This is a genomic window from Legionella gresilensis (assembly GCF_900639865.1).
GTDB classification, from domain to species: Bacteria; Pseudomonadota; Gammaproteobacteria; order Legionellales; family Legionellaceae; genus Legionella_C; species Legionella_C gresilensis.
Genome location: NZ_CAAAHX010000004.1, coordinates 44,961 through 58,368, shown reverse-complemented (window position 1 = coordinate 58,368; position 13,408 = coordinate 44,961). Strand labels below are relative to the sequence as shown.

Sequence of the window (13,408 nt, the reverse complement as noted above, 5' to 3'; positions counted from 1 at the left end):
ATGAGGATATCAATGAAATGAATAGTGAATTTGCACAAATTAGTTCTTAGGTTCCAGTCGCGCTTGCTGCTGCGCTTACTCCTAATAAAAGTGGCTCTCTTTCTTCTACGGTCGATTCCTGTTCTATACTTGGTGAGTAAAAAAAACTAGAGCGATTAATTTTTCTTCCTGTGTTCTTTTCCACAGCTGCTACATCATCTTGTTCTTGTTGGAACTGCTGATAGGCATGTTCATTAAAGTTAATTAATGTAGGCGCCTTGGGCTCCTGTCTATTTACTAAGACGTTAGTTAAGGCTATTAAGAGGAGGCTAGTAATTATTACAGCAGCACCAATGCCAAATGGCATATAGACAAGTGCAATAAAGACAAGTGCAGGAATTAAGACATTGCTTACAATAGATTTAGCTAATTTAAAATTTTGAAATAAAATTAGTCGTTGATTATAGTCTACTTCTGCTTCTAATCCCTTAATGCGTAAATAAAGCTGCTTACGTTGATTTTCTGAATCTTCATCATCATTTTGTAACTCTTTAAATTCTTTATATAATTGCTTTAAATTCTTATCTATTGATTTTTTTGATTTCTTTAATTTACTTATTTCAATGCCATAAGTGATAGCAGCATAAAGAGTAGTGAAGGCAAAACATAGTGCGGCTCCTACAATGCCTGTTGATAATAAAGCAGTATGACCTAATACATGCACTGCTAAAGGAGTTGGCATAAGAAAACTACTCATAATTGCAAAACTTGAAAATAAGCTTGCAGAGTAAGCTATATTATTAATATGTTGATAACGAGTATATTTCCAATTAAATTCAATATCTTTCTTTAACTTTTCATTTTCAGCAATTTTATTTTTTAGCTCTCTCTCCTCTTTTAATAAAACCAATAAAGCTTCTCTTACGTGATCGGCATTTGCTAATTCCTTATTCTTCCTTTTCTGCTCTTCTAAATTAGTTTTGAGCCGTTCTTCTAATAAGAATTCAGCTTCACGAATGGCTATTATTTTTTCGTTGAACTCCCTTTTCTCTTCTTTGTAATGCCATATTGATAAGCTTAAGTCCATAAGTAATAAAGCAGCGCAGACTATATTACCACCGTAACCCAGCTTGCCATCACCTTTAAGCCAAAGGTAGCAAGCCATATTAGCTAGTCCCCAGATTAAATCATTTAATAGTGCAAATTTACGCTGCTGCCACTGAGTTTTGAATTTTTCCCAAGCAGGTAAATCAATTTCTTGCTCAGTAGCACTCATCCAAAAACCTTTAATGGTATGCTTAAGTAGTAAAAGAATATTTACAGCAAAACGGGTATAATAGAGGATAAAGCTCATATAGCCTGTGGCAGGCGCAATAATATTTAAATGTTGTTGCGCTGGTGTATTAGACATTGCTTGAAAAATACTACCTAGTAAACCACCTGCCCATATCCAATATAAGCGTGCATTGTTTATATCAGTCAGATATTCGTTTATTTTTCCCGTATTAACATCAATATCAATTTGTTTAGATTCTTTATATCTCGCATTAAGGAGAGCCAAAGCCTGTTCTATAATAATGGGGGCAACAATAGTATACCCTAATAAATGTAAGCATTTTTCGGCACTATCGATTTCTTTATTTAATTGACTTTGCGGGGTTAACGGAAGAGTACTTTTTCTTAATTCATCTAAAAGTATGCTGCATTGTTTGAGTTTAGCTTCTAGTTCAACTTTCTTTGCTTTGCGATCTTCTGTTAAATGGATAGTATGTTCTAGCGCAAAAATATAAAGCATGAAAAATAGCTTATCTCTTAGCTCTTCTCGTTGCTTATCATTTAGATACCTAAAATAGGCCGGGTTAATATGAGTTAATTCCAAGCTATAGTAACTTGAAAGCGACGGTAGTAAGGTACGTAACTGATGAGCTTCTTCAAATTTTAAATCAGCAAAGGGGTCTTTAGGATTGGCGACCAAATTCACAAATAAACTACGAGCTCGATTTAATCCTTCTTGGCCGAGTATAAGACTCCAAAGGCTATTGCTCATGTTGTTACTACCCAAAAATTAAATAAAATGGCATCTTGCTTCTAAATACCGCACTAAGGTTTTTTCTAACACAGATTTTATTAAACTAATAGGTTAATTTGTAATATTTTACAGTTTTGCAAACTAATTTTTCTGAATCTTTTTGGGTAATATATTATCAAATTAAATAATTTTATTTCAAAAATGTAATGCATTGTTAAACTAATTTTGTAAGGCACAGAAATAAAATCTCGCCCTCTTGATAAAAATTATTAAGCGTATGAGATAAGCTTTTGAAAAATTTAGTTAAATAATTTTAGGATTTATAGGTTTAAATAAATAACTTATATAACTTAATAAAGGGAATTTTCTAAATCCAAATTTAAAGTTGCAGTTACTGAGATTTAAAGTCTTAATTGATTCAAGTTTAATCAATATGTTTCAAACAAGCGCATTATTTAAATATTTGCTAAAATATAATACAAGTTTTTATGTCAATCCATTTATGTACAGTAAGTCATTTTATTTTAAGAGCAAAGGTGAAGGAGACGCTTTTAGCCGTATTCCTAAGGGTAAGTTAATTGTCAATCGAGTCCTTAGAAATCAGGCACCTTTTAAACAGGCCCATGTAATAAGCCAGCCTAAGCCCAAATCCCTCGTCATTGCAGATTGGACATTAAAGAACTTAGAAGATTGGGAAATTGAGAGGGTAATAGAGAGTATTAAACAATTAATGGAAAATGATTTTCCAGTCTACCTTTGGCAGGATGGTAGAATAATAGCATTAAATAAAACAAATATTACTTGCCTAAAGAAGAAAGAAATTCGTGAGTTAATTACTCCTGCAATTCAGAGCAAGGTTATAGCTGCTACACCTGTTGAGCATGATAAGGTTAAGATTCTAGATAAATATTGGTTGAATAGTTTATTAAAAACGCCTGTTAGTTTGACAAGCCAACAATTATTGGTAAGTGATTTAGAAACTAGTGATATAAATACTGTTTTAGCTACATTTAGACAAGCGATACCTCCTTTTGACGCTGTTATTATAGACCTTGATTTAGACAGCTTACCCGAATCATTAAATATTAATAATTTATTGTTGGTATTATCGAAAGAGTTACCCATTTATACTCAATATAGTCAACTTAAGCTTGATAGAGAGAAACTTAATAAACTTCTAAGAGAGGGTTCGTTAACAATCAATAATAAGATTGTATCCATTTCAGAATTAAATAATTTAGAGAAACTAACTATTGATTTTGAAGGTGAGCTTAAGGCAGAAGAGTTAACGACACTGCTTGGTTATTTTCCTAAGCTTAAATCTCTCAGTTTAAAGAAATTAAGTTTAAGTACAGGTTTTGAAAATTTACCTGAGTTCAAAACCATTGAAGCACTTTCAATAGAAAGCATTACTACCAGTGTAGCAAACTTAGAGTCATTATTAATATCAGCAAGCGCACTTAAATCCTTAACTTTACAGCAAGTAAAGCTGACAGATATACAATCTTTTACAAAAAATTTGCATTTAGACCATCTGGATCATTTAAAAATAGAAACATTTAATTATAGTTCCGATTATAGATTACAGCCAACACATTTACAGGATATTTTCCAACAATCGAGCTCACTTAAAACCTTAGAATTAAATCACTTTCCCTTAGCAAATATTATTGATACACCCTTTAGCTCCTTAAGAGAACTTACACTTACTTCAAAAAAAGTTGATTTACGGGATTTACTTACTTTTTCGCTGCGAGCGCCAGCTATTGAAATATTAGATATAGAGGAAGTAGCACTTAATAATAGTATTCTAATAGAAGAAGGGATTTACTTTTCCAACCTTAAGGAACTTGACGCAAATAATAGCAATATCAATATTGCAAGCTTAGAGAAAATTTTAAAACATGCCCGAAACCTTGAATCATTAGATTTAACTGCCTGCGCAAGATTAGGGGATGATGAAGCTATACTGACTCTTAATTTTGAGCATCTTAAAACGTTACACTTAATCGACAGTAATATTACAGAAAAAAATATAGCTTTTATTTTAGCTCAGGCGAAAAACCTTGAAACCTTGAGCTTAGGAAAAAATGATAATTTAAGAGTTAGTTTACCTGCCGAAGTTAAATTTATTCAGCTAAAAGAACTAGAGATTAATTCTCAAACCATTACTAGCTCTGATGATTGCCTTACCTACGCTTTGTTAAAAAAAGCAGAAGGGCTTACTGTGTTGCAGTTAAGTTTTGCTACCTTCGAAGATAATGTTACCCAAGATCTTAATTTAACAAAGCTTAAAAAGTTTGTAGCCCAAAACACTAAAATTAGTGGAGCAAGCTTGAACTTTTTATTAAAAAAAACCAATGTACTTGAATATTTAGACTTAACAAGTGACTCACTAGATGAAGAAAATGAATTCATTGATTTTACAGATAAAGTTAATTTTAGTCATGTTAAATACCTTAGTCTAAGCCATAACAAAATTAACACATCTAGTCTAGAAGCTATTTTTAAGCAAGCAGCTGAGTTACAGATACTTGATTTATCTGACTGTAAAGGAATATTTCCCACTTTTAAAAATACCCAGGATTTTCAATTAGCTAAGCTAGAGGAACTTAATTTAACGAGTAGCGATATAAGTCTTCATAATTTAAAAGCAATAATTAAGGCAGCGCCTAACCTTAAGAAAATTGATATAGGAGATTGTCCTAAGCTTTTAATTGATGACGAATTAAGAGAATTACTAAGAGAGCGGAATTTATTACATATTTTAGAAAAAGTTGAAGAAAGTAATAGCCAGCAAGTAAGGAAATTACAAAAGCAATCTAACCATAAAGCGACATCAGATAAAATGGTTAAATCGCATTCTGTAGATGATTCAGCAACGATGGATGCAGACACAAAATTAGATCCAAGCAGAAAATATAATCTTAAACAAACCCTATTTCCGCTTGATCCAGATATCCCAGTGCCTAGCGTAAGGATGTATCGTAAACAAGTCTTTAACGATTTTAGAGTTAACCCAAAATCGTGTACGCCAGAGGAAGCATTTTCATTACATAATGTAGGCGACCCCCTTCTTGTTCAGCCTACTAATCTAGAGCAAATATCTAGTGTAGCAGAAATTATTGACAAGGGACGTACGCTTGTTGCTGAAGAGAAAGCAAAGCAAAGTGGCACGACTTACTATTTTGGCCATCAAGATCTTGTTCTTTCGCCAAATGGCGTCGCTTTAGATTCTTGGGTTGCTCATGAACTACTGACGCACTATCATATTGACCCGCCAGTTCCTGGTGTTGAGCTTATATATTCTAAACGTGATAATTTATATTATCTGTATGGCCCTAAAGATAAAACAGTCAAAATTTCATTCTTATTAAAAATAGAACCACAACCTAAATTACCTGCTGATCAAGTTTCATATTATGAAAAAATGAAAGAGTTTTTTAATAAAAAATTTACTGACGGTGAGCTTAAATTTGAAAAAACAAACCCAACTGGAAAAGACTATTTAGAGAGTATCATTAATCAGAAAAAAGGTGCTTGCCGCCATCGTACTCTGGCATTTCAAACCATAATGAACCGTTTGCATAAAGCTCAGGTGCCAACGCGATATGTAGGCAATCCATGTCATGCCTTTGCCGAAGCATTTGTATCTAATCAATGGATAAAACTTGATTTAGGTGGTTATCCGGCTGAATTGAACATTGATGATTCTAACAATCCAGATAACCTGATTGAATCCGAATCAGCATCAAAACCAGTAGCCATGGAGGCGGCTAACATGACGGCTGCCTATACTAAATATGCGAGATATTTGGCTACTTGGAAGAAATCAAAGCCAGAAATAAGCTCAGTTAAACGTTATTGCCAGCATTTAACAACGCCAGAAAAGAAAAAAACATTAGTTGAGTTTTCAGATTCTGATGAGATTAATGCTTTGCAAATTAGCTTACAGGATTATTGTAAACATACTTCTAGCCCATGCTTCTATATTAACTCACCTGATGATTTAGTTTGCTCAGCTCCTTTTATAAAACGTAAGGGTGAGTTTGGCGTTTTACAAAAAGGGCCTGGTGGCCCCTTATATGATTTTCTTGAAGCATACCGAACCAGCAAAACGCCAATTTATTTAATCGTTAATTACGATAATTTCGATGCTAATGATATTGTAAACTTAAATGCTTTAATTGATAAAGCACCTCATGCAGATGGGACCCCTTTACCAGATAATACTCAGGTCATTGGCTTAATTAATACTAAGAAACCAGACTGTTATCAGGGTCAAGATTTTTATTCACGTTTTGATGCTGTTGAAGCCTGTCCAATCACGTCTGACATTTTATTAGATCAACTCAATCAATTAGCGCCTTTACCTACGATAGATCATGCTGCTGAAATAACCAGTGAAACTACTTTAATTGATTTATATCATGCAGCTGATTGGAAAGAACGTCTATTAGGTTATTGGGCTATTAAGGGCGATAAGCTTATCTTTATTGAAGGTGAGCTTAGTACGGCTTTAAAAAAAGCAATGCCAATTGAAATTAAGAATGGCCTTTGGAATGATTTTGAGTTTAGACATTTCTGGCAACAAGCGCTTGCACTAGGTTATATCCTTCATGAAGGGGAACAAATTTTATTGCCAAAAGACTTACAGTTAAAAGTAAGCGAAGGTTATAATTGGGCTGATTTATTGACTAACGTACAGATTTCCAGCCGCCTTAATACGCAAGCTCAAGTACTAAATCCCGGGCAGTTCAGCACTTTTTTAAATCAATATATTTGTCAAAACAAACAATTAATTAATATTCCAGGCCTAATAGAAAAATATGACGGTCAGGCTCTAGAGGTACTATTAACACATGAATTAACTGAAGATGAATGGGCACTATTTTTAGCAGCTTGCCAAAAACATAAAGTTCGATTAACGGTTGATGTTGCGCCAGGTGTTAATTTACCAGTGGCTTTAAATCGACCTGATTTTATAAAGGTTACCCAGGAGATTCAAACTTGGCAGGGTAATTCTAACGACTCGATTATACCCATCGTAAGCGATGATATTGGTGCAACTATTCATCAATTATCGTTGAAGAATAAAGGCTATCGAGTGATTGATGTTTCCGAATGTGAGCCTAATGATTTATTAACCCATATTCATGGTGAATTTAATAATGAGCAAGGATTAGTTTTTCAATCTTATAAGCGTGCTTTATTAACGGCGATAGATGAAGGTACCCCTGTTATTTTAAAAGGCCATTTTTCCCAAGATTTAATTGATGCGTTAGCACCAATTTTATTAAGTAACTTAAATAAATTAAAATCAGGCCAGCTTGTGCTAGTAAGCGATAAGAATAGTTTTTCTTATCTACCTATTACTCAAGTACATAATGTAAGTCCAATGGATAAGTGGTCTTTATTATATTCTTTATTTCCTCAAGAAATTGATAAACTGAAAGAGGAAAATTTATTTAGCCAAGAATCCTTTACTAAGCTTTATTCACGTTTACTGTATTTACGTCATCATCCTAACGAGACTAATAGTCAACTAAATTGGGCAGGTTTACATGGTATATCTGGTGGCGTGAAACTAAAAGGTTTCGATGAAGCAAACAGTGCTGCTATTGCTGAAGAATTTGATAGACAACGGTTAGCGGCAGTTAATGAGGTATTGGCTTACAGTCCTTATGTTTTTTTAACTGGCTTAACGGCCGTAGGAAAATCAACCTTTGTTGAAAAGCAGTTTAAGAACAAAAATAATGTCACTTTATATCAAGGGTTAGATAATCTTTTAAATTGGGCGATGGATGATAAGCCTGACCAGCAAAAGATTTTGTTTATTGATGAAGCTAACTTACTACCTAGTGAATTTAGTGTATTTAAGGGATTATTTAACAATCCGCCCACAATACTTATTGATGGTATTATTCATCCATTAAGTCCAAATCATAAAGTCATTTTTGCGGGTAATCCTTTAAATTATGGTGATGAGCGCCATTTAGCATCTCTTTTTGCAGAACATGGTCGGGCTGTAGTCTTTGAGCCCATGCCGCAAGAGTATATTTATGAAAATATATTAAGACCAGTTTTTGTTGGCAGTAAACTTAACAATGAGCATATTTTACAAATCAGCCGTGAATTCCTTAACGTCTATCGTTTTTTATGTGAATGCTCAGCCGATAAGGTACTAATTTCACCACGTGAAGTCCAGATGATGGCACTGTTTGTCACTTCATATTTGCAAGAGCATCCTAACTTAAGCTTAAGCGAGTTAAATGACATAGCTAAATTTTATTCCTACAAAGTGGCTGTTGATAATGTGCCTGTAGAAAATCGTTTAACCTTCGATACGCAGTTCAAACCAGATGTCACAATAATAGAGCGCGATACAACAACGGTTGCAGTGACTAAGGATTTTTTATTAACTCCCTCACGTAGACCGATGTGGCAACAATTGCAAGATTTATTAGCATTGCGTACGTATAAACAGCAGGGCATAGAGGATGCGCAAAAATACGGTGGTTTAGGAGGATTAATTCTTGAAGGAGAGCCGGGAACAGGAAAGAGCGAACTTGTGATAGCTGCGCTTCTCTCCCAAGGCTATCAAAAAGTCTCTATTTATGACACAACAGTGCCACTATCAGATAATATTTTTTATCATATCCCTGTAAGTTTATCCTTAGAAGAGAAAAAGGCCTGTTTATTAAAAGCCTTTAATGAGGGAGCTGTTGTCGTCATTGATGAAATTAACAGCTCTCCCATGATGGAGCGTTTAATTAATGATTTGCTAATGGGGTATAATGATAAAAAAGAAAGACCTACGAAACCTGGGTTTTTAATTATTGGTACGCAAAATCCTGTAACTATGGCTGGCCGTCGGCATCCTAGTGAGGCTTTGGCGAGACGGCTTATGAAGGCTATTTTGCCGGCCTATTCTAATACTGAAATGGAAGCGATTTTACAAGCTAAAGGGTTAGAAAGACAGCAAGCAATAGAATTAGTTGAAGTCTATCAAGCTCAAGTTAATAAAGCGGCTAAAGAGAATTTAACGCCGGCACCTACATTTAGAGACCTTCAACGCCTCGCTGAGGATATCATAATAGGACAAAATAAAAAGTTGCAGAATATAGAGCCAATGCAGGTGGTTGAAGAAGATAAGACTTTAATAGAAGAACAACAGGCAAAGCAAAATAGAAAAAGAAAAACAATGACCCCAGCAGGCTTCTTTAATACTAAGCAAGAGCGTCATAATCAATCACCAATCTCAATGGAGGAAAGTTCTAAGAGAGAAATTGAGGTTGTCAGCGAGGATACTGACCAAGATCAATTACCACTCCCAATGGAGAAAGAGTCTAAAAGAGAGATTGAAGTTGGCAATGAGATTGAAGAGAAGATATTAACGGAAGCTTCTTATCTACATAAAGAGAGGTTTTTAGAAGAAAGAAGATCAATGTTTGATCGGAATTTTTCCAAACAATTAGCAAAAAAAGCGCGAAGAGAAGAGGATAACTCTACTGGGATGGATTTAATTAAATAAGTGGAAAAAGACACTGCATTATTTAGATCTTAATAATTAGTACTTTTATATGTGTTTATAAGCCAATTCATAAATCTCAACTCAATTTTTAATTAAAGACTAATCATTTCCCTGGTCAAAAGTTATTAATCTAACGACTTTCAATTTTTAATTTACTCAAAAAATTAGTTCATTGTGGTAAACTTGTGATCCTTTAAAAATCAATTAGTGACATGAAGAAACGAGTATTAATTTTAAATACCGGTGGCACGATTAGTAGTGTTAAAACTAATTGTGGCTATGAACCTGCACTGGGTTATGTTGAAAAGGCATTGGCTCAAATCCCTTCCTTAAATCATCCTGATATGCCTGATTATGATATTAAAGAATATGCACCCTTACTTGATTCTTCTAATATGACGATGACTGATTGGAATCGTATTGCTACAGATATTTTTGAACATTATCAAGCCTATGATGGTTTTATTGTCTTCCATGGTACTGACACCATGGCTTATACGGCTTCAGCCTTATCATTTATGTTAGAAAACCTTGCTAAACCGGTAATTATAACAGGTTCACAAATTCCCTTATCAGAAGTAAGAAATGATGCGACTGATAATGTGATTACTTCATTATGGTTATGTGCTCATGAGCTAATCCATGAGGTTTGTATTTATTTTAATCAACGATTATTGCGAGGTAATCGAACCCAAAAAATCAGTGCTGAACGTTTTCGAGCATTTGATTCGCCTAATTATCCTCACCTTGCAAGCATTGGAATTTCTATTAATATTCATCATAAACTTTTGTTGCCTAAACCAACAAAAGAATTACAATTACAAACAATTTCGCCTCATTTAATTGCTAATATACGTTTATTTCCTGGTTTTTTAACCGATATTTTAGCTTATTTATTACAGCAGCCTCTACAAGGCTTAGTTTTAGAAACCTATGGCTCAGGTAATGCGCCTAATTATGATCCAAAATTTTTAAATTTACTGAAGCAGGCGTGTGAGCGTAATATTATTATTGTAAATTGTACGCAGTGTCAGCAGGGCTCGGTTGAAATGGGTCAATATGCAACGAGTCATGGATTAAAGCAAGCAGGTTTAATTAGTGGACGTGATATGACACCTGAAGCGGCACACTGTAAATTACTCTATTTGTTGAGCAAAAATCTTAATTCTGACCGCATAAAGAAATTAATGGAGACAAATTTAAGTGGCGAACTTAGTGCGTAAGTAGCAGTTGTTTAACACATAGAATGTTGCTTCATTGGTAGCGGATAAGGATAATGCCTTAGAAATTAGGAGCCCGTAAATGCGCAAGCATTTTACGGGTAATATTTATTTATAGGTTATACAAGATTTTCATCTTAGAGTGAAGTCAAGCTCGAAATTGACGAAATATGCTCTATATTTTCCATTTTTATTTCATTTTCTGCTTTAGTTAAACATTCATTAAGGGTGCCTGCCTCAGGACCTAATTTAGGTGCATTAATATTAAGCGTAGAGAAAAAAGCAAAGGTAATAGGTACGCTCACATTTATACCATATTCATTAACTTTACTAAGATTTCTTCTTTTTAGTTCACCTATATTATCTAAAACACACTTTTGTCGGCGCTGTTGATAGGTACTATTGTGTTTATCTAATCCATCTAAATCTTCTTTGCATGTTTTAATCATTTCCTTAACAAGTATTTCTTTCTCTCGAGTAAGTTTGCGAGAATTAGTTATTTTAGGATTATTTGTTATTTTATCTAAAGTGCTAGAATGTAGTTCAGATAAAGTATTCTTGAATAAATAACTTGCCATGTGATAGCAGAATTTATTATAGGGATCTGAGTTATCAGAAATATTTTCTAGCTGCATATCAGTTAATTTTTCTAAAAAATTCTCAATTAATTTTATAGTGTCTAGAATTAAAGGGCCAAATGTACCTTCATCATAATTTAAAGCGTCACTAATTCTTTTAGCGTCTTCTTTCGCCTCGTTTAATAATTTAATGATTTGTCTTGCAATAGCTTTATCTGGAATAGTGATCACTTGTGGTCGTAGAATAGATTCATCAGGGTTATCCGAAGTAGTTGGACTTTTAGTTTTCTTTGATTCTTTTACCTCTGCAGTAGTTAATTTTGTTAAGGCAGGAAGAGAATGCTCAAGATTATTTAATGCATGAATTAGCTGACTTGCAATACCACGTTTTTTACTTGAAAGCGTGGCTTCACGACCAGCACTTAAAGATTGAGAGATAAGATTAAAAATAGATTTATCTGCAGCTGAAGAGCTGCCCATATAATCTGTTAACTCATTAATTAAGTGATCACGAATTATTTTTAGAAAAATAGTCATTTTACACTACTCCTTGTGGCGCAATTTTTTTATCATAGCAGTAATTATAATATTAGCAATATCAAATCAAATTGCTTAAATCAGGTATCTAGCAGCTAGGATGATGCCAATTAGCTTAAGGAAATTACAGTAATGATGTCTTTAGAGATTATTATACTTGCAGCGGGGCAAGGTAAAAGGATGTATTCTGCTAAACCAAAAGTATTGCATACCCTTGCAGGTTTACCTTTGTTGCAGCACGTTATTACTACAGCCCAACAATTAAAGCCAGCCGCTATTCATATTGTTTATGGCCATGGCGGCGAACAGGTCAAACAAGAGCTTGGTAATTTAGAAGTCAATTGGATTTTACAAGATCAACAGCTAGGTACAGGACATGCAGTTAAACAAGCTTTGCCTCATCTCTCAATTAATTCCCAAGTTTTAATCCTCTCAGGGGATGTTCCTTTAATCCAGTTACATACATTGCAAAAATTAGTTGAAATAGGCTATAGCTCTTCTAACAAGCCTACTAACTCCCTTGCTTTATTAGTAGCAAATTTACCTGACCCTACCGGACTTGGAAGAATTATTCGTGATCATACCGGTGTTATAAAAGAAATTATTGAAGAAAAAGATGCAAGTCTTGAGCAAAAGCAAGTTAATGAAATTTACACTGGAATTTGTTGTATCCCAGCTAAAGACTTAGAACGGTGGCTACCTTTACTTAACAATAATAACGCTCAGAAGGAATATTATCTTACTGAAATTATTTCTTTTGCTGTTCAGGAAGGATATAGCATTAATTCTTTTACAACAGAAGATAACTTAGAAATTCAAGGTGTGAATACCCGATTACAATTACAGCAAATGGAGCGAGCCTGGCAGCAACGTCAAGCTGAACAATTATTACTAAGTGGCGTTATGATTGCTGATGCTAATCGTATTGATATACGTGGTAAATTAATTTGTGGCCGCGATGTATTTATTGATGTTAATTGTGTTTTTATTGGCGAAGTGATTTTAGGAGATGATTGCTCTATAGGACCTAATTGTGTCCTTGCCAATGTAACGTTAGGCGCTGGCTCTGAAGTCTTAGCAAATAGTGTTCTTGAAGAATGTAAAATTGAAGAACAATGTCAAATAGGACCTTTTGCTCGGTTACGTCCTGGCACTCAATTAGGACGACAATGTAAAATAGGAAATTTTGTTGAGGCTAAGAAAGCAGTTTTTGCTGAAGGTAGTAAAGCCAGTCATTTAAGTTATTTAGGTGATGTAACCTTAGGTAAAGATGTTAATATTGGCGCTGGTACTATTACTTGTAATTATGATGGCGCAAATAAACATCAAACTATTATTGAAGATGGCGCTTTTATTGGTTCAGATACCCAATTGGTTGCGCCCGTTACAGTAGGGGCTTATGCAACAGTTGGTGCTGGTAGTACCATCCGTAAAAATGTTCCAGCAGGCGAATTAACAATATGCGAAAATCGACAAAAAACAATTTTGGGTTGGAAAAGACCCATAAAAAAGAAAGAATAAAATATTCAAC

The 13,408-nt window shown here is 34.2% G+C and carries 5 protein-coding genes; 3 read left to right on the top strand and 2 right to left on the bottom strand.

Translation table 11 applies throughout. The annotated features are described in order from the left end of the window. Positions 1–46: 46 nt before the first annotated feature. Positions 47–2,026 (bottom strand): hypothetical protein, encoded by a 1,980-nt coding sequence (locus E1P04_RS05545; protein ID WP_131781938.1) that lies wholly within the window; start codon positions 2,024–2,026, stop codon positions 47–49. A 484-nt stretch (positions 2,027–2,510) separates the two neighbouring features. On the opposite strand from E1P04_RS05545, the gene E1P04_RS05540 reads away from it, so the two are divergent. Next, on the top strand, positions 2,511–9,542 hold the full coding sequence (locus tag E1P04_RS05540) for an AAA family ATPase (protein WP_165482689.1): 7,032 nt from the start codon (positions 2,511–2,513) through the stop codon (positions 9,540–9,542). 212 nt (positions 9,543–9,754) lie between these two features. Then, entirely contained in the window at positions 9,755–10,765 is a 1,011-nt protein-coding gene (gene ansA / locus E1P04_RS05535; RefSeq protein ID WP_131781936.1) for an asparaginase, read from the top strand. 134 nt (positions 10,766–10,899) lie between these two features. On the opposite strand, the gene E1P04_RS05530 is transcribed toward ansA, so the two are convergent. After that, positions 10,900–11,877 (bottom strand): hypothetical protein, encoded by a 978-nt coding sequence (locus E1P04_RS05530; RefSeq protein WP_131781935.1) that lies wholly within the window; start codon positions 11,875–11,877, stop codon positions 10,900–10,902. Between the two features lie 135 nt (positions 11,878–12,012). Here E1P04_RS05530 and glmU point away from each other — a divergent pair, with 135 nt between their 5' ends. Continuing rightward, positions 12,013–13,398 (top strand): bifunctional UDP-N-acetylglucosamine diphosphorylase/glucosamine-1-phosphate N-acetyltransferase GlmU, encoded by a 1,386-nt coding sequence (gene glmU, locus E1P04_RS05525; RefSeq protein WP_131782206.1) that lies wholly within the window; start codon positions 12,013–12,015, stop codon positions 13,396–13,398. Positions 13,399–13,408 lie beyond the last annotated feature (10 nt).